The organism is Mesorhizobium sp. M5C.F.Ca.ET.164.01.1.1, assembly GCF_004792125.1.
Classification (GTDB): Bacteria; Pseudomonadota; Alphaproteobacteria; order Rhizobiales; family Rhizobiaceae; genus Mesorhizobium; species Mesorhizobium wenxiniae.
In genome coordinates this window covers 219607-237591 of the sequence record NZ_SRTG01000006.1, presented here as the reverse complement: position 1 = coordinate 237591, position 17985 = coordinate 219607, and the positions used below count along the sequence as shown (strand labels likewise).

Genomic DNA, 17985 nt, shown 5'->3' with positions numbered 1-17985 from the left:
CGACATGAGCGTCCAGACCACCGACTATGCCGCTTCCGAAATCCGCTCGCCGGCGAGCTTTTTCGCCAACCGCGTCTTCATCTATGGGGCGCTGGTGTTCTGGGCCTTCATCTGCCTGTTCCCGATCTACTGGACGATAACCACCTCGTTCAAGACGGCGGTCGATGTCACCCAGGGCCATCTCATCCCCTTCGTCGACTTCCGGCCGGACTGGAAGGGCTGGCGCTCGCTCGGCCTGTCGCCGGATTCGATCTTCCGAACCTCGACGGTGCGCGACGAGTTCATCAAGCGCTTCATGAACTCGGTCATCACCTCGGTCGGCGCATCGAGCCTCGCCATTGCCATTGGCAGCCTCGCGGCCTACGGCCTCACCCGCTATCGCTATCACTTCGCCTGGTTCAAGAACGAGGACATCTCCTTCTTCTTCCTGTCGCAGTTGATCCTGCCGCCGGTCGTGCTCGCCCTGCCCTTTCTCGTGCTGTACCGGGAAGTCGGCATGCTCGACACCCGCATCGGGCTGATCCTGCTCTACACGCTGATGGTGCTGCCGATCGTCATCTGGATCATGCGCGACCAGTTCAATTCGATCCCGGTCGAACTGGAGGAAGCAGCCCTCGTCGACGGCCTGTCGATCTGGGGCGCCTTCTTCCGCATTGTCATGCCGATTGCGCTGCCGGGCATCGTTGCCGCATTCATTCTGGCGATGGTGCTGTGCTGGAACGAGTATTTCTTCGCCGCACTTCTGACCTCGACCGACGCCAAGACCATTCCCGTGATGGTGGCGAGCCAGACCGGTTCGCAAGGCATCAACTGGTGGTCGATGGCGGCGCTGGCCACCGCCGCAATCACGCCGCTTGCCGTCATCGGCATCGCGCTGGAGCGCTATCTGATCATGGGCATGACCGCGGGCGCGGTGAAGTAGCGGCTCCTTCTTCCCTTCTCCCCTTGTGGGAGAAGGCAGAGCCGCGTTAGGCCGCCAATATCGCCCGCAAATGCTTGAGGATCATCGCGACGCCCTTTTGCCCCAGTTCCGCCGAGGCGTCCGGGGCGGTCGACGTGTACCATCCCGTATTGTCGGCGAAGCGGCCGGCGTCCACCGCTTCCGGGCATAGCGCCAGCATCAGCGACGTCTCGCCGATGCCGGCATGATCGAACGGATACTGGCCGTTCATTGCTGCCGGCATCAGCGGATGCACCTGTATCCAGTTGAAGAAATTGGCGCCTTCGGCATGTTCGGCATAATAGCCTGCCATCGCCTCGGAGCCCCACCAGCCCTCGCCGCGCTCCTTCTCCAGAAAACGGAAGATCGCCTGGCGGCAGGCGGTCTTGAAGGCGAGATCGGTCGGCATGCCGGCAACAAAATTCTCGGTCTGGTGATGGATGATGGCGTGGATGTTGCGAAAGCCGATGCGCAGCAGGCTGTAGAACAGTTCATCCGCGAACGGCGCCAAGGCATTGCCGCCGACCTGAACCGAGCCATTGCCCTCCGGCGGCGCCACCGCGTAGCTCGCCGCGCCATAGTAGAACGGCGGCAGGATGACGATGTCGGCTTCTTTTTCGAACAGCTCCAGCATCTTGACGACTGCCAGCGTATCCATGCCGACGGCCATGTGCTCACCGTGATATTCGAGCACGCCGAGCGGGAGCACGACCGGCCAGTTTTCGGCGATCGCCTTGCGGATCTGGTGCGGCAGCATCAGCTCGTAGCGCATGACGCCTACTCCATGTTGGTCTGGCCGGCGGCGTCGATGCGGCTCTCGCCGATCCGAACCACCACAGTGCCAAGCTCGTCGAGCGCAACCCCGAACAGGTTTTTGCCAGCATTGGAACCGGAGACCTGCCTGAATGTTTGGGCCACGTTTTTCCCCGAACTGGTTGTTTTTGCTCATGCTATCACCGTGAAAATTCGTGTCCAATGGCTCGGAGTGCTTTTGCGGTGCCCCAGGCGTGATAGTGTCATGGCAGTTGCGGAAGTGAGGAAACGGCAGGACATGAAGACACGGCATTTCGACCGCATCGGCAATGGCGGCATCGCGTTCACGGAACTCGGCTTCGGCACGGCGCCGCTGGGAAACCTCTATCGCGCTGTCTCAGACGAGGATGCCAACGCCACCTTGGAGACCGCCTGGCGAGTCGGCTGCCGTTACTACGACACCGCGCCACTCTACGGGCTTGGCCTGTCGGAAACGCGGCTCAATCCGTTCCTGCGTTCGAAAAGGCGTGACGACTGTGTGCTGTCGAGCAAAGTTGGCCGCATCATGCGCGCCTGCCCGCCGGACCAACGCACCGGCATCGGCAAGTTCTTCGACACGCCGTCGCGCCGAGAGGTCTACGACTACAGCTATGACGGCGTCATGCGCTCCTTCGAAGCCTCGCTCGAGCGCCTCGGCGTCGACCGCATCGACATCCTTTTCGTGCATGATCTCGACATCTTCACCCATGGCAGCAAGGAGGCCTCGGACCAACGCATCGAGGAGTTCATGCGCTCGGGCTATTACGGGCTGCTGGCCTTGCGTGACCAGGGCGTCATCAAGGCATTCGGCGGCGGCATCAACGAATGGCAGGTTGCCCAGACACTTGCCGAGCGTGGCGACTTCGACCTTTTCCTGCTTGCCGGGCGCTATACGCTGCTGGAGCAGGAGGCGCTGCAATCCTTCCTGCCGCTATGCCAGAAGCGCGGCATCGGCATCGTTCTCGGCGGGCCGTATAATTCCGGCATCCTGGCAACCGGACCGAAGCCCGGCGCCTATTACAATTATTCCGAGGCGCCGCAGGACATCCTAGACCGCGTCGCGCGCATCGAGGCCATTTGCAAACGCCACGACGTGCGCCTGATCGAGGCGGCATTGCAATTTCCGCTGCTGCACCCTTCGGTCGTGTCGGTGATCCCCGGCGGCCAGCGGCCGAGCGAGGTCGAAAGCAACCGGTCGCTGCTCGACGCGAAACTGCCACCAGCACTCTGGGCCGATCTCAAAAAGGAAGGGCTGATGCGCGCGGATGCGCCGACGGCATAGAGCCGTCCAGCCAAAGCGGGTGCAAAGGAAAAGCCGGGGAATGCCCGGCTTTTCTGGTCTCTGAAAAGGGTAAGAAGGCGCTTAGTTGACTGCGTCCTTGAGGCCCTTGCCGGCCGAAAACTTCGGCACGGTGCGCGCCGGAATCTGCACTTCCGCGCCGGTCTGCGGATTGCGGCCGGTCGAGGCGGCGCGTTTTGACACTGTGAAATTTCCGAAGCCGACAAGCCGGACATCGCCGCCCTTCTTCAGTTCGCCGGTGATGACGGAGAACACCGCATCAACCGCCGACTGCGCGTCACCCTTCGAAATACTCGCGGCATCGGCGACAGCGGACACCAGTTCGTTCTTGTTCATAAAAATTCCCTTCCATGAGAAACCGGAACGTACGACTCATCCGGCAGGAAACGGACTTTAGAAAGAAGCGCTTCCGCAACCAAGTCGAAAAGCGTCAAAAGAGTCGAAAAAACCCCGGAATTCCGGGGTTTTTCACATGAAAAAGCCGGGCTCTAGGCCCGGCTCTCTCTTGTGCATTGCAACTTTAGCCGGGGCTAATGGGCAAGTGACTTGCCGGCGTCGTCCCCGCCATCCACCGCAGCCGGCGCATTGGCCGGTTCGACCCAGTCGATCGGCTCCGGCATACGCACCAGCGCATGGCGCAAGACTTCACCAACCCGCGCGACCGGAACGATCTCCATACCGTTCTTTACGTTGTCCGGAATCTCCGCCAGATCCTTGGCGTTGTCTTCCGGGATCAGCACCTTCTTGATGCCGCCGCGCAGCGCTGCAAGCAGCTTCTCCTTGAGCCCGCCGATCGGCAGCACCCTGCCGCGCAGCGTGATCTCGCCGGTCATTGCCACATCGGCCCTGACCGGGATGCCGGTCAGCACCGAGACGATCGCCGTCGCCATCGCCACACCCGCCGACGGTCCGTCCTTGGGCGTTGCGCCCTCGGGCACGTGGACGTGGATGTCGCGCTTGTCGAACAGCGGCGGCTCGACGCCGAAATCGATAGCCCGCGAGCGGACGTAGGAGGCCGCCGCCGAGATCGATTCCTTCATCACGTCGCGCAGATTGCCGGTCACCGTCATGCGGCCTTTACCAGGCATCATGACGCCTTCGATCGTCAGCAATTCGCCGCCGACTTCCGTCCAGGCAAGCCCAGTGACGACGCCGACCTGATCGTCGGCCTCGACCTGACCGAAGCGGAAGCGCGGAACACCGAGGTAATCGGCGAGATTGCCCGCCGTGATGTCGACCGTCTTCTTCTTGGTCTTCAGGATCTCTGTCACCGCCTTGCGGCCGAGCTTCATCAGCTCGCGCTCCAGGCTCCTGACGCCCGCTTCACGGGTGTAGGTCTGGATGATGCCGCGGATCGCGTCCTCGCCGACGGAGAACTCCTTCGGCTGCAGCGCGTGATCGCGGATCACCTTGGGCATCAGGTGACGCTTGGCGATCTCGATCTTCTCGTCCTCGGTGTAGCCGGCGATACGGATGATCTCCATGCGGTCCATCAAGGGCGCAGGGATGTTAAGCGTGTTCGCCGTCGTCACGAACATCACACTCGACAGGTCGTATTCGACCTCGAGGTAGTGGTCCATGAACGTCGAGTTCTGCTCGGGATCGAGCACCTCAAGCAAGGCCGACGACGGGTCGCCGCGGAAATCCTGGCCCATCTTGTCGATCTCGTCGAGAAGGAAGAGCGGGTTGGACTTCTTCGCCTTCTTCATCGACTGGATGACCTTGCCGGGCATCGAGCCGATATAGGTGCGCCGGTGACCACGGATCTCGGCCTCGTCGCGAACGCCGCCCAGCGCCATACGGATAAACTCGCGGCCGGTCGCCTTGGCGATCGACTTGCCGAGCGAGGTCTTGCCGACGCCGGGAGGTCCGACGAGGCACAGGATCGGCCCCTTCAGCTTCTTCTGGCGGCTCTGCACGGCGAGATATTCGACGATACGGTCTTTGACCTTGTCGAGGCCGAAATGGTCGGTGTCGAGCACGTTCTGCGCGAAGGCCAGATCCTGCTTGACCTTGGAGTTCTTGCCCCACGGTATCGACAGGATCCAGTCGAGATAATTGCGCACGACAGTCGATTCAGCCGACATCGGCGACATCGTCCGCAACTTCTTCAGTTCGGCTTCCGCTTTTTCGCGGGCCTCCTTGGAGAGCTTGGTCTTCTTGATGCGCGCCTCGATCTCGGCGGCCTCGTCGCGGCCGTCCTCGCCCTCGCCGAGCTCCTTCTGGATCGCCTTCATCTGCTCGTTGAGGTAGTATTCGCGCTGGGTCTTCTCCATCTGGCGCTTGACGCGCGAACGGATGCGCTTCTCCACCTGCAGGACGGAGATTTCGGCTTCCATGAAGCCCATCGCCTTTTCCAGCCGCTCCTTGACCGAAAGCGTGGCCAGCATCTCCTGCTTCTCGGGGATCTTGATGGCAAGATGCGAGGCAACCGTATCGGCGAGCTTGGAATAGTCGTCGATCTGGCTGGCGGCACCCACCACTTCGGGCGAGATCTTCTTGTTCAGCTTGACGTAGTTCTCGAAGTCGGTGACGACGGAACGGGCGAGCGCCTCGACCTCGACCTCTTCCTCATCCGGTTCGACCAGCGCCGTGGCGCGGGCCTCGTGGAAGTCGGGACGGTCGGTGAACGAAACGATTTTCGCGCGCGAAGCGCCTTCGACCAGCACCTTCACGGTGCCGTCCGGCAGCTTCAGCAATTGCAGCACATTGGCGAGCGTGCCGATGTCGAAGATGGCATCGGCCTCGGGATCGTCATCGGCGGCATTCATCTGGGTCGCAAGCAGGATCTGCTTTTCCTGACCCATCACCTCCTCCAGCGCCTTGATCGACTTTTCACGCCCGACGAAGAGCGGAACGATCATGTGCGGGAACACCACGATGTCGCGCAGTGGGAGGACTGCGAAGACGCCGTCGCTGGGAGCCCTGGATATTTTGGCCATTGTCGAACCTTTCATGTCGCGACCGCCAATCGGCCAACCGCGAATCTCATATTAACGACCGAGGATCGTTCCGCCTACCACCGTTTGTAACGGGAGTTTTACAGCACAGAATTCGCCACCCCGGCCTTCCCCAGTTAGTTGGAGGCACGGGGGGCAAAGATCAAGGGTCAACACGAAACCGTTCATCCCATCTGTCACAATCCGTTCATCATAAGTCGGCCCGTCCGCAAAACAAAACGGCGCCTCACGGCGCCGTTTGAAGAATTCCACTGAAGGGCTCACGTCAGGCGCTGACGTTGCCCTTTTTTTCCTTCTGCTCGGAATAGATGTAGAGCGGCCTGGCGTTACCGGACACCACCTCTTCCGAAATAACCACTTCGCGCACGCCTTCCAGCGCCGGCAGCTCGAACATCGTGTCGAGCAGGATCGCTTCCATGATCGAGCGCAGGCCGCGCGCACCGGTCTTGCGCTCGATGGCGCGCTTGGCGATCGCCGACAGCGCATTTTCATGGAAGGTCAGGTCGACATTCTCCATCTCGAACAGCCGCTGATACTGCTTGACCAGCGCGTTCTTCGGCTCGGTCAGGATCTGGATCAGCGCCGGCTCGTCGAGGTCCTCCAGCGTCGCCAGGACCGGCAGACGGCCAACGAACTCGGGAATGAGGCCGAACTTCAACAGATCCTCGGGCTCGACCAGGCGGAAAACATCGCCAGTGCGGCGGTCCTCAGGCGAAGCGACGGTGGCGCCGAAGCCGATCGAGGTCTTGCGGCCGCGGTCCGAGATTATCTTGTCCAGCCCGGCGAAGGCGCCGCCGCAGATGAACAGGATGTTGGCGGTATCGACCTGCAGAAATTCCTGCTGCGGATGTTTCCTGCCGCCCTGCGGCGGCACGGAGGCCACCGTGCCTTCCATGATCTTCAACAGCGCCTGCTGCACGCCTTCGCCCGACACGTCGCGGGTGATCGAAGGATTGTCCGACTTGCGCGAGATCTTGTCGATTTCATCGATGTAGACGATGCCGCGCTGGGCGCGCTCGACGTTGTAGTCGGCCGACTGCAAGAGCTTCAGGATGATGTTCTCGACATCCTCGCCGACATAGCCTGCCTCGGTCAGCGTCGTCGCATCGGCCATCGTGAACGGCACGTCGATGATGCGGGCCAGCGTCTGCGCAAGCAGCGTCTTGCCGCAACCGGTCGGGCCGATCAGCAAAATGTTGGACTTCGCCAGCTCGACGTCATTGTTCTTGCCGGCATGAGCGAGGCGCTTGTAGTGGTTGTGGACGGCGACCGACAGCACGCGCTTGGCGTAGGGCTGGCCGATGACGTAGTCGTCGAGAACCTTGAGGATCTCCTGCGGGGTCGGCACGCCCTCGCGTGACTTCACCATCGAGGTCTTGTTTTCCTCGCGGATGATGTCCATGCAGAGCTCGACGCATTCGTCGCAGATGAACACCGTCGGGCCGGCGATCAGCTTGCGCACTTCGTGCTGGCTTTTGCCGCAAAACGAGCAATAAAGCGTGTTCTTGGAATCACCGCTGTTGTTGCCGACCTTGCTCATTCTCATGTCCTTTCATAGCCGCCCGCCGATGGTCTGGTTGAAAGGGCGCATATCTCAATCTATCGCGGGAAATCGCCGCCGCCAGTATTCCGGCTCCCGCAACGCATTCCGTACGAAACACATATCAGAAAACGTCGCAATGATTCGCACCAACCCCGCACAAAGCTAAGCCGTCGAAAATCAATATAGGCTTAACGTAGGCAATTGCTCCCGTCGAGGGAACAGCCAATTGTGGCCGAAATGCCGCGAGCGCCATCAAAAGCGTGTTTTCCCACTGTCCAACTGCCGCCGGGCTTATGTGGCGATACCTTCGAGCGGCTCACGCGACGAAATGACCTTGTCGATGAGGCCGAAATCCCTCGCCTCGTCGGCGGTCATGAAGTGGTCACGGTCGAGCGTCCTTTCAATCTCGTCGTAGCTCTTGCCGGTGTGCTTGACATAGACCTCGTTGAGACGACGCTTCAGCTTGATGATGTCCTGGGCGTGGCGCTCGATGTCGGAAGCCTGCCCCTGGAAGCCACCGGAAGGCTGGTGGACCATGATGCGGGCGTTCGGCGTGGCGAAGCGCATGCCCTTCTCGCCTGCGGTGAGAAGCAGCGAGCCCATCGAGGCGGCCTGGCCGATGCACAGCGTCGCCACCGCCGGCTTGATGAACTGCATGGTGTCGTAGATCGCCATGCCCGAGGTGACGACGCCGCCGGGCGAATTGATGTAGAGGTTGATTTCCTTCTTCGGATTCTCCGCTTCGAGGAACAGAAGCTGCGCGCAAACCAGCGTCGCCATGCCGTCCTCGACCGGACCGGTGATGAAAATGATGCGCTCTTTCAGGAGTCGCGAGAAAATGTCGTAGGCCCGCTCGCCGCGATTGGTCTGCTCGACCACCATCGGAACGAGGTTCATGTAGGTTTCGACGGGGTTCTTCATGGATTATCCCTTATTGAAAGATGGGATTCCGGCGCCGGGAGATTAGCAAATCGGGCAGAATCGGTTCTGGATCGTTGTCCTGTAAATAGGATGTCGGCTCACCCTAGCGCAAGGCCGCCCCTCCTAGCCATCCGGTTAAGTCGAATCAAGGTTTCTGCACAGGATTCGCCCGAGGCTGCGTCGGCGCTCTTGAAGCGGTGTGGCTGCACTGCCGAGTAGCACTTTCTTAACCGCGTCGCTTAACGAAATATCTCGAAACTGCTTTCCCGCGATGCGGCTTCCCCTACAATTCAACGTTGAGCTTGCGCTGACGGTTCAAACAGGGGGAGTGCCATGATCAGGAAAACTGCTTCCTCGGCCATCGCCAGCCTCGCCGTTCTCGGCCTGGTGTCCGAAACGGCTGCCGGCGAACGCGCCGTCGAATGCTACGAGCAGGTCAACAGGCCGTCCGTCTACGAAACAGTCTACGAAAACGTGCTCGTCAGCCCAGCTGGCCAGCAGGTGGAGTATGTTCCGGCGATCTACGGGACCCGCGAGCGGGTGGTTCAGATCGCGCCCCAGCGTGTCAGCTATGAGATCGTACCTGCCGTCACCCACACCATCTACCGCACGGTGAAGGTCGATGACGGCGGCTACTCCTGGGAATGGCGCGTCATCCGGGGCCGCAAGGTGCTGTGCAAGGTCAGGCACAAGGCGCGCTATGAACGCGTGGCCGAGACCGTGGTGGTGCAGCCGGAGCGCCAACGGCGCGTCGTCAGTCCCGCCGAGTATGAACGCGTGGCCGAAGAGGTTTTGGTGCAGCCGGAGCAGCGGCGGATCGTCATCGTTCCCGCCTCCTACCAGACAGTGGCGCGCCGGGTGGTGGTCAGTCAAGGCTCGTCCGGCTGGCGGCGTCTGCATATTCCGAGGCACTGTCGGTATTAGATCAGACCGCCTCGGCCCGCAGCCACACCTTCAAGCCGGCGACGTCGCCATTGCCGACGGTCGCCGCGACGCGCCTGCCGACCGCCGCGCCGAACTTGTAGCCGTGGCCGGAGCAGGCCGAGACAACAAGGCATTTGCCTTTCTCATGCGCCAGGAACTTTTCGTCGGCGGTGAAGGTATAGGCGCAGGTGACGACCTCGGTGATCTTGTATTCTTCGACACGAGCGATCGGCGGCGAAAACAGGTTGCGGATCGCCTCGCCCTCGCCCGCCACCGGCTGGCGGTTCCAGTCGGCGTCGCTGGTCGGCACCCTGTGCAGGCCCGAGCCGAATTTCATGCCGGCGCCGCCGGAGGGCGGGATCACGTAACCGTCGACACCACCGCCGACGGCGAGGATGACCGGGGCTGTCTGCCATGCCGCTTTCAAATCCGCCGGTGGTTCGACATAGGCAAGCGCGGTGCGCCAGGTCTTCAGTTCGCCGTCCAGTTCAGGAAACAGTTTCAGCACCCAGGCGCCGGCGGCGACGACGATGCGGTCGGCCTGCATCGTCGCGCCGCTTTCAAGCACGATGCGGCCGGCCTCGGCGTCGACCTCCGTCACCTTGCTGTTTTCGTAGACATTGGCGCCGTTCGTCCGCAGCCATTTGGCGAGACCGGCGGCGATCCTGCGACAATGCAGCGCACCGCCATCCGGTGAAAAATACGCGTAACGGAACGAGCCGGGCTCCAGGAACCGCCATCGTTTAGCCGCGGCGTCCGGCTCGAACAGTTCGAACGGGTAGTTCCCGGCTTCCATGCCTTCGCGGTATTCCTCGGCTTCGTCTCCCGGCTCCCGCGAAATGCAGATGAAGCCGCGCGGATCGAGATGGTTTTCGCCGAGATCGGTCCACATGTCGTCCCAGGCTTCATAGGCTTCGGTGATCAGCCTGCCATAGCCCGCCGCTGCGCCATAGGCGCGGCGGATGATGCGATGATGATCGCCCGACGCGGCAAGCGGATTGGGAATCGGTCCCTGCTCGACGATCGAGACCCGGTGCCCAGCCTTGGCCAGCGACCACGCCGTCGACAGCCCTGCAATGCCTGCGCCAACCACGATCACATTCATCAAGTCAGTCTTTCCGCAGCCGTTTCGGCTGGCTCAACGCGCTTTTGTGCATGTCATTGTCCCGAAACCGCTTCGCACTTTTGGGCGACATGCACGGATTGTCGTGCGCCAACATACGGTCTGGCGCCAAGCTGGCAAGCCTTGGAGCGCCGCGCGTCGATGGACGCGCAAAGGACGCTCCAACACTTTGAATCTGCGCATGATCCTTTCCGAAAACCGATTCCGGTTTTCGGGGTCATGCGCTAATGATCCAGAATGACCGATTTGGTATCACCAACTTACCTGGCCTTCGATCCAACCACCCGCCATGTGCGGCTCGATCCGCACGAGCCGGCTTTCTTCCAGAATCCCTATGAGGCCTATGCCTTTATGCACGGCCGATCGAATGTCTTCTTCTGGGAAGAGTTCGGCTTCTGGTGCTTTGGCGGCTTCGTCGACGTCAACCGGCTGCTGCGCGATCGTCGCTTCGGCCGCCAGAACCCGGCCGGCATCCCCGACAGCCGCGGCATCGGCCAGGACCGCACGCATCTCAGCGCCTTCGACGGCATCGAGGCCAATTCGATGTTGGAGCTGGAACCACCCGTGCACACCAGGCTCAGAACGCTGGTCAACCGCGCCTTCGTCTCGCGTCAGGTCGAGCGGCTGCGGCCACGCGTCGAGGCGCTGGCCAACGAGCTGATCGACCGTTTCGAACCGGACCAGGTCGACCTGCTGCCGGCTTTCGCATCGCCTTTGCCGATCACCATCATTGCCGAAATGCTCGGCGTGCCGGTCGAGATGGGACCGCAACTGCTCGACTGGTCGCATCAGATGGTCGCCATGTACATGCATGGCCGCACGCGTGAGACGGAAGAAACGGCCAATCGCGCGGCGCGGGATTTTTCGGATTTCCTGCGCGGCTATGTTGCCGAGCGGCGCCAAAACCCCGGCGACGATCTGTTGTCGCTGCTGATCTCGGCGCAGGACGATGGCCAAAAACTCTCCGAGGACGAACTGGTGTCCTCGGCTGTCTTGCTGCTCAATGCCGGCCACGAGGCGACCGTCCACCAGACCGGCAATGCGGTGCACGCGATCCTCGCGCAAGGCGGCGACCCCCGCCGCTTCTTCACCTCGCCACAAACGACAGCCGCCACGGTCGAGGAATGCCTGCGCTTCGACGCGCCGCTGCACATGTTTACGCGTTATGCCTATGAAGAGATCGAGGTCGGTCCCGGTGTCATCGTGCGGCCGGGCGAGACGATCGGCCTGCTGCTCGGCATGGCCAATCACGACCCGGCGGCGTCTGCCGAACCCTTCGCCTTCAGGCCGGATCGCGCGGACCAGAAGAACGTCTCGTTCGGCGCCGGCATTCATTTCTGCATCGGCGCACCGCTCGCCCGGCTCGAATTGCAGGTATCGCTGAAAACCTTGTTCGACCGGCTACCGCGGCTCTATCTGGCCGAACAGCCGCGCTTCCGCGACACCTATCATTTCCATGGGCTGGAATCGCTCGCCGTGCGCATTGGACGGTGATCAAAGCTTGATCACATACTCCTTGCGAGTCGTTTCAAGCACTTCCCAGCTGCCCTTAAAGCCCGGCCTGAGCACGAAACTGTCGCCGGCCCTGACGGTGCGCGCCTCGCCGCCCTCCTCAGCGATCACTGAAACGCCCGACAGGATGTGGCAGAACTCCCACTCGTCATACTCGATGCGCCATTTGCCCGGGGTCGCCTCCCATATGCCGGCATAGAGCCCGCCGTCGCGTTCCTCGACATTCCAGGTGCGAAATTTCGGATCGCCTGAAATCAGACGATCCGGCGCCGGCGCGCCAAGTTCCGGCTCGACGTTTTCGACATTGACGGAGAGAAATTTCGGCGCGGTCATGGAAGCTCCTTCCGAGCAGAATCAAACGTTGGCGAGAGCCTGTTCCAGATCGGCGACGATGTCGTTGACATCCTCGATGCCAATCGAGAGCCTGACCGTATCCGGCCCGGCGCCTGCCGCGACCTTCTGCTCGTCGGACAGCTGCCGATGCGTGGTCGATGCCGGGTGGATGACCAGCGACTTGGTATCACCGACATTGGCGAGGTGCGAGAACAGTTCGAGCGCCTCGACGAATTTGATGCCCGCCGCATAGCCGCCCTTCAGGCCGAAGGTGAACACGGCACCCGCGCCAAGCGGCGAATACTTCTTCTGCAGCGCATTGTTGTTGTCGCTGGGCAGGCCAGGATAGGACACCCAGGCGACCTTTGGGTGGTTGGACAGCCAGCCGGCGACGGTGACCGCATTGTCGCACTGGCGCTGCATCCTGAGCGGCAGGGTTTCCAGCCCGGTCAGGATCAGGAAGGCATTGAAGGGCGAGATCGCCGGGCCCATGTCGCGCAGGCCGAGCACGCGCGCCGCAATGGCGAAAGCGAAATTGCCGAAGGTTTCGTGCAGGACGAGGCCGCCATATTCGGGGCGCGGCTCCGACAGCATCGGATATTTGCCGGATTTCGACCAGTCGAAGGTGCCGCCGTCGACAATGGCGCCGCCGATCGAATTGCCGTGGCCGCCGATGAACTTGGTCAGCGAATGCACGACGATGTCGGCGCCATGCTCGATCGGCCGCACCAGATAGGGCGAGGCCAGCGTGTTGTCGACGATCAGCGGCAGGCCGTGCTTGCGGGCGGTATCGCCGATCTTCTCGATGTCGACGAAGACACCGCCCGGATTGGCCAGGCTCTCGATGAAGATCGCCTTGGTCTTTTCGTCGATCTGGCTTTCGAAGGTCGAGATGTCGTTGGTGTCGGCCCAGCGCACCTGCCAGCCGAAATTCTTGAAGGCGTGGCCGAACTGGTTGATCGAGCCGCCGTAAAGCCTTGACGCGGAGACGAAATTGTCGCCGGGCTGCATCAGATTATGGAAGACGAGCACCTGCGCGGCATGGCCCGACGCCACGGCCAGCCCCGCCGTGCCGCCTTCGAGTGCCGCGATACGCTCTTCCAGCACCGCCTGCGTCGGGTTCATGATGCGGGTGTAGATGTTGCCGAAGGCCTTTAGTCCGAACAGCGACGCGGCATGGTCGGCATCATCGAAGACAAAGGAGGTCGTCTGGTAGATCGGCGTGGCACGCGCGCCGGTCGCCGGATCGGGCTTGGCACCCGCATGGACGGCGAGCGTGTTGAAACCGGGCGTGCGGGTCATCGAATACCTCCCTTTTGAACCGTCTGAAAAACGCCGGGCATTCTTGGCGAAGCCCGGTCGCGAATGCAAAGGAGAAAATGCCCTTCGATGCACGTTCTGTGATCGAGGCACGAGAAAATGTTCCGATTGGCGGAATGACTTTCCGTCTACTTCTGGCGAACGCCGAAGCTCTGGAACCCCGGCCGCATCAGCGGCTTCTTCGACGACAGCACGCCGGAATTAACGCCGGTCCAGCCGATTTCGCCCGACAGCTTGCCATATTCGATCTTGGGGCAGCGGTTCATCACCACCTTGATGCCGGCGGCCTCTGCGCGCGCCGCCGCCTCGTCATGGCGCACGCCAAGCTGCATCCAGATGACTTTCGGCAACGGATCGAGCCGCAAGACCTCGTCGACGACGCCCGGCACTGCCGTGGAGCCGCGAAAAACGTCGACCATGTCGATCGGCTCGGGAACATCGGCGAGCCTGGCATAGGTCATCCGGCCAAGGATTTCCTTGCCGGCCTGGCCGGGGTTGATCGGGAACACCGAAAACCCCTTGCCCAGCAGGTATTTCAGCACAAAGTAGCTCGGCCGCACATCATTGGCGGACGCGCCGACCATGGCGATGGTCTTCACCGAATTGAGGATGCCGGTGATATAGGCATTGTCGTAGGCGTCGTGGTTCATGCCTCTTCCTCATACAGAGCTTCGGCGAGAAAACCATCCGGATCATTGCAGAAACTGCGCATCATGCGGAAATGATCGGTATCGTGAAAATCGGTCGGATCGAGGCCGAACCGGCTGATGCGGAACAGCCGCGCGCCGGGACAGGCCATCAGCAGCGGCGAATGCGTCGCCATGATCACTTGCGCCGTACCTGACAGATCCATCCGCCGCAGCATCCTGATCAGCTCGATCTGGCGCGTCGGCGACAAAGCGCTTTCGGGCTCGTCGAGGATGTAGATGCCTTGCCGGCGGCAGCGCTCCTCGAAGAAGCGGATGAAGCCCTCGCCATGCGACCAGGACAGGAAGTCGGGCGGCGCCGCACCAGAATCCAGCGCCGCTTGGTCGAGATAGCGCGCCACGGAGTAAAAAGATTCGGCGCGAAAGAACCAGCCGGCGGTCACCTTCGGCAGCCAGTGGCCGCGCAGCGTTGCGGCGAGCGCCGCGCCGCTCCTGTCGATGGCGCGGGAGTGGTCGATGGGCATGTAGCCCTTGCCGCCGCCGGCTTCATCGTATCCGGCCAGCGCGCCGATCGCCTCGAGCAGCGTCGATTTGCCGGTGCCGTTCTCGCCGACGATGATGGTGATCGGCGTGGTGAATTCGAGTTCGAAATCGTGGCTACGGAAGATCGGCAGATTCCAGGGATATTTTTCCCAATCTGCGACACGGCTGGGCTCGATCAGGATGCGCTTGAGATAGGGCGCATTCAGCCGCGTCAGTTGCTTGCGAGGAGCCATGCGGCGGCGGTCAGCCCGGCAGCGAGATGCTGCCGTCTTCCGCGATCGGAAAAGCCGGATTGTGCGCCACTTCCCAGACATGCCCTTCCGTGTCGGCGAAATAGCCATACCAGCCGCCCCAGAAGGCGCGGCCGGCCGGCTTGACGATACGACCGCCGGCCTTCTCGGCCATCGCAAGCACGTCATCGACTTCGGTGTCGGAGCGGGTGTTGTAGGCGAGGTAGACCGCCGACGGCGCCGTGCCGAAGGTGATGCCTGAATCCGCTTCGGCGCTTTCGCGCGGAAACAGGCCGAGAATGACGCCGCCCATTTGGAAGAAGGTGACGCCGTCGGTGATGCCGGCATGGCGGATCAGGCCCATCGCCTCGTAGAAGCGTGTGGCGCGGTCGAGATCGTCGACGGCGATGGTGACGATGGAGATGCGAGGCTCCATGTCTATTCCTCCGTGTCTATTCCTCGGTCCATTCCGGCTTGCGCTTGCCGATGAAGGCGCCGATGCCCTCTTCCGCGTCGCGCGCCAGCATGTTTTCGACCATGACGCGACCGGTAAAGGCATAGGCCTCGGCCAGCCCCATCTCGGCCTGCGCGTAGAAGGCTTCCTTGCCGGTCTTGACGACCAAAGACGATTTTGCAGCAATGGTTTGCGCGTATTTGGTGAGAATCTGATTCAGATATTCGCGCGGCACCACGCGATTGACCAGGCCGAATTCCTTGGCCGTCGCCGCATCGATCGTCTCGCCGGTCAAAAGCATCTCCATCGCGTGCTTGCGCGAGACGTTGCGCGACAGCGCCACCATCGGCGTCGAGCAGAACAGGCCGATATTGACGCCGGGCGTGCAGAAGGTCGCCTCATGCGAGGCGATCGCCAGATCGCAGCTCGCCACCAGTTGTGCCCCGGCCGCCGTGGCCAGACCATCGACCTCGGCGATCACCGGTCTGGGATGGCGCACGATCGCCTGCATCAGTGCCGCGCAAGCGGAAAACGTCTGCTCGAAGAATGCCTTGCCGCGATCGGCATCGCCACGATGCGCGGTCATCTCCTTTAGATCGTGTCCGGCGCAGAACACCTTTCCGGCCGCCGCCAGGATGATGACGCGGACGGATCTGTCTGATTTTGCGCGGTCGAGTTCCGCCGTCAGCGCCGCCATGACCGCCAGCGACAGGGCATTGGCCGGCGGATTGGCGAGCGTGAGGCGCAGGACGCCGTTGTCCAGCCTCGCGACGACAGGACCTTCGGCAACAGCCGGCTTGATCGCGACGATTTCAGCCATTTCTCCAACCTCTTCATCGGCCAGCGGCATCGCATGCGCGGGCCATGGAACAAAAGAACTAGCACGCTGCCGATTGAAGAACAGTCGTCAGACGTGTTTTCTCATTGAGCAACAATTGGCCCAGCCGCCTTATTCGGCAAGCCGAGATCAGCACCATCAACGAGGAACATAATGCCCGAGCAGAGCAACCTCAAACCGGTGCTAACCGCGGCTGAAGTCAATGCCTTGATGGAAAGCGTCTATCCCCAGCTCAACGACCAGTTCACCTTCTACGAGGCGATCGACGTGTTTCCGGGCGGCTGCACGGTGCGGCTGAATGCCGACGAGCGGCATTTGCGCCCCGGCGGAACAGTGTCGGGCTCGTCGCTGTTCACACTGGCCGACATAGGCGGCTATGTCTGCGTGCTTTCGCATGCCGGGCCCGATGCGCTTTCTGTCACCACCAATTTCAACATCAATTTTGTCCGCAAGGCCGAGGCCGGGCCGATTGACGCCCATTGCCGCATCCTAAAGCTGGGCAAGAGCCTGATGGTGTTCGATATCGACATCGTCGCCGGACCGGACGGACACACGGTAGCGCACGCCACAGGAACCTATTCCATCCCGCCGAAGAAGAGCTTTCAATTACAAGCCTGATTTGCAGGTCGGATACGTCTTTCCGCTCGTTCCAAACGACCCAACGGAACGAAACGTCCGACGACGCGTTCGCAGCTCCAATCAGGCCCGTAAAAACATGCCCGAATTTCCCACCTATCTGGCATTCCTGGTCGCAGTGCTTGGCTATCAGCTGTCCGGCCCCGGCCCGGACATGATTCTGGTGATCAGCCGCGGTATCGGACAGGGCCAGCGGGCAGCACTGGCAACGGCGACGGGCTGCATTTCCGCAGGCGTGATCCAGATTCCGCTGCTGGCAATGGGACTTGCATCGCTGATCACGTCCTCGCCTATCGCGTATGGCCTGCTGCAACTGCTCGGAGCGGCGTACCTCATTGCAATCGGGACAAAGTTCTTGCTCGTGCGCAAGGAAGCGGAAACAGAAAGCATCGTCACGTCCCAGGAGGGAGGCTTGGCGGGCGCCTTTCGGCAAGGCATGATCTGCAACCTGACCAATCCTACCGCACTTGTCTTCATGCTCGCAGTGCTGCCGCAGTTCGTCCATGCCTCCACAGGATCGTCGGCGATGCAATTTATCGTACTCGGGGCCACCATGAAGGCTACGGGCCTTCTGGTCCTGGGAGCTGCGGCCTTGGCCTCAGGTACGGTCGGCGGCTGGCTGGCACGCAATGCCGGTTTTCTGGTCTGGCAAAAACGCCTGGCCGGTGCGATCATGATCGCTGTCGGCGTTAGACTGCTGCTGGCCGCAACTATTCCCGGGCGGCGCTAAACAAATTGATGAATTCGACTGCGGTATAATAATACCACAAATTTTAACCGTTTGATTTAAAAAGATAATCTTACTGAGATTGCCAGAAATGCAGCTTGACTGCCTAATTCGCCTCGCCTATAAGCCCTCACAGAACAGCGGCCCGTTAACGGCCGCCGTTTTGTTTTTGGCGGCGGGCAAGCGCTCGGCGCCAATCCAAGCAACAAGAAACGCCTTTCCTTGTCGTTCGTCGATGGGGA

The 17985-nt window shown here is 61.5% G+C and carries 19 protein-coding genes; 6 read left to right on the top strand and 13 right to left on the bottom strand.

Features of this window, described 5'->3' with window-relative positions:
• Positions 1–4 precede the first annotated feature (4 nt).
• Entirely contained in the window at positions 5–922 is a 918-nt protein-coding gene (locus EN807_RS26760; protein WP_135937342.1) for a carbohydrate ABC transporter permease, read from the top strand.
• Positions 923–968: 46 nt separating this feature from the next.
• On the opposite strand, the gene EN807_RS26755 is transcribed toward EN807_RS26760, so the two are convergent.
• Together EN807_RS26755 and EN807_RS35745 are read right to left on the bottom strand one after the other, a co-directional pair.
• Positions 969–1712, bottom strand: coding sequence for a creatininase family protein (locus EN807_RS26755; RefSeq protein ID WP_135937341.1), 744 nt, complete (start codon positions 1710–1712; stop codon positions 969–971).
• A gap of 5 nt (positions 1713–1717) precedes the next feature.
• Positions 1718–1858 (bottom strand): hypothetical protein, encoded by a 141-nt coding sequence (locus EN807_RS35745; protein ID WP_189522583.1) that lies wholly within the window; start codon positions 1856–1858, stop codon positions 1718–1720.
• A gap of 133 nt (positions 1859–1991) precedes the next feature.
• Between EN807_RS35745 and EN807_RS26750 the strand changes: the two genes are divergently transcribed.
• Positions 1992–3014 carry an aldo/keto reductase gene (locus EN807_RS26750; protein WP_135937340.1) on the top strand — a complete coding sequence of 341 codons (1023 nt, stop codon included), beginning with the start codon at positions 1992–1994 and terminating at the stop codon, positions 3012–3014.
• An 81-nt stretch (positions 3015–3095) separates the two neighbouring features.
• On the opposite strand, the gene EN807_RS26745 is transcribed toward EN807_RS26750, so the two are convergent.
• From EN807_RS26745 to clpP, 4 genes are all read right to left on the bottom strand, one after another.
• Complete coding sequence (locus EN807_RS26745; protein ID WP_023798342.1) at positions 3096–3368, bottom strand: HU family DNA-binding protein; 273 nt, start codon at positions 3366–3368, stop codon at positions 3096–3098.
• 194 nt (positions 3369–3562) lie between these two features.
• Positions 3563–5974 carry an endopeptidase La gene (gene lon, locus EN807_RS26740; RefSeq protein WP_128204332.1) on the bottom strand — a complete coding sequence of 804 codons (2412 nt, stop codon included), beginning with the start codon at positions 5972–5974 and terminating at the stop codon, positions 3563–3565.
• Between the two features lie 283 nt (positions 5975–6257).
• Positions 6258–7532 carry an ATP-dependent Clp protease ATP-binding subunit ClpX gene (clpX, locus tag EN807_RS26735; RefSeq protein ID WP_097575354.1) on the bottom strand — a complete coding sequence of 425 codons (1275 nt, stop codon included), beginning with the start codon at positions 7530–7532 and terminating at the stop codon, positions 6258–6260.
• Between the two features lie 294 nt (positions 7533–7826).
• Entirely contained in the window at positions 7827–8456 is a 630-nt protein-coding gene (clpP, locus tag EN807_RS26730; RefSeq protein WP_127318183.1) for an ATP-dependent Clp endopeptidase proteolytic subunit ClpP, read from the bottom strand.
• 333 nt (positions 8457–8789) lie between these two features.
• Between clpP and EN807_RS26725 the strand changes: the two genes are divergently transcribed.
• On the top strand, positions 8790–9380 hold the full coding sequence (locus EN807_RS26725; RefSeq protein ID WP_135937339.1) for a hypothetical protein: 591 nt from the start codon (positions 8790–8792) through the stop codon (positions 9378–9380).
• Between the two features lies 1 nt (position 9381).
• On the opposite strand, the gene EN807_RS26720 is transcribed toward EN807_RS26725, so the two are convergent.
• Positions 9382–10485 (bottom strand): FAD-dependent oxidoreductase, encoded by a 1104-nt coding sequence (locus EN807_RS26720; protein WP_135937395.1) that lies wholly within the window; start codon positions 10483–10485, stop codon positions 9382–9384.
• A gap of 255 nt (positions 10486–10740) precedes the next feature.
• Between EN807_RS26720 and EN807_RS26715 the strand changes: the two genes are divergently transcribed.
• Complete coding sequence (locus tag EN807_RS26715) at positions 10741–11997, top strand: cytochrome P450 (RefSeq protein WP_135937338.1); 1257 nt, start codon at positions 10741–10743, stop codon at positions 11995–11997.
• Here the strand turns inward: EN807_RS26715 and EN807_RS26710 are convergent, their stop codons facing one another.
• From EN807_RS26710 to EN807_RS26685, 6 genes are all read right to left on the bottom strand, one after another.
• Positions 11998–12348 carry a cupin domain-containing protein gene (locus EN807_RS26710; protein WP_135937337.1) on the bottom strand — a complete coding sequence of 117 codons (351 nt, stop codon included), beginning with the start codon at positions 12346–12348 and terminating at the stop codon, positions 11998–12000.
• 21 nt (positions 12349–12369) lie between these two features.
• A complete protein-coding gene (locus EN807_RS26705) occupies positions 12370–13650 on the bottom strand; it encodes an O-acetylhomoserine aminocarboxypropyltransferase (protein ID WP_135937336.1) in 1281 nt (426 codons plus the stop codon).
• A 146-nt stretch (positions 13651–13796) separates the two neighbouring features.
• Entirely contained in the window at positions 13797–14318 is a 522-nt protein-coding gene (locus tag EN807_RS26700) for a CoA-binding protein (protein ID WP_127318171.1), read from the bottom strand.
• Positions 14315–15091, bottom strand: coding sequence for an AAA family ATPase (locus EN807_RS26695; RefSeq protein ID WP_135937335.1), 777 nt, complete (start codon positions 15089–15091; stop codon positions 14315–14317). Before EN807_RS26695 ends, EN807_RS26700 begins: the two co-directional genes overlap by 4 nt.
• A gap of 10 nt (positions 15092–15101) precedes the next feature.
• Complete coding sequence (locus EN807_RS26690) at positions 15102–15524, bottom strand: VOC family protein (protein WP_127318167.1); 423 nt, start codon at positions 15522–15524, stop codon at positions 15102–15104.
• A 16-nt stretch (positions 15525–15540) separates the two neighbouring features.
• Complete coding sequence (locus EN807_RS26685) at positions 15541–16362, bottom strand: enoyl-CoA hydratase (RefSeq protein WP_135937334.1); 822 nt, start codon at positions 16360–16362, stop codon at positions 15541–15543.
• 171 nt (positions 16363–16533) lie between these two features.
• Between EN807_RS26685 and EN807_RS26680 the strand changes: the two genes are divergently transcribed.
• Together EN807_RS26680 and EN807_RS26675 are read left to right on the top strand one after the other, a co-directional pair.
• Complete coding sequence (locus EN807_RS26680; protein WP_135937333.1) at positions 16534–16998, top strand: PaaI family thioesterase; 465 nt, start codon at positions 16534–16536, stop codon at positions 16996–16998.
• A gap of 97 nt (positions 16999–17095) precedes the next feature.
• Positions 17096–17746, top strand: a complete 651-nt coding sequence (locus tag EN807_RS26675) for a LysE family translocator (protein WP_135937332.1) — start codon at positions 17096–17098, stop codon at positions 17744–17746.
• The last annotated feature ends 239 nt before the right edge of the window (positions 17747–17985 follow it).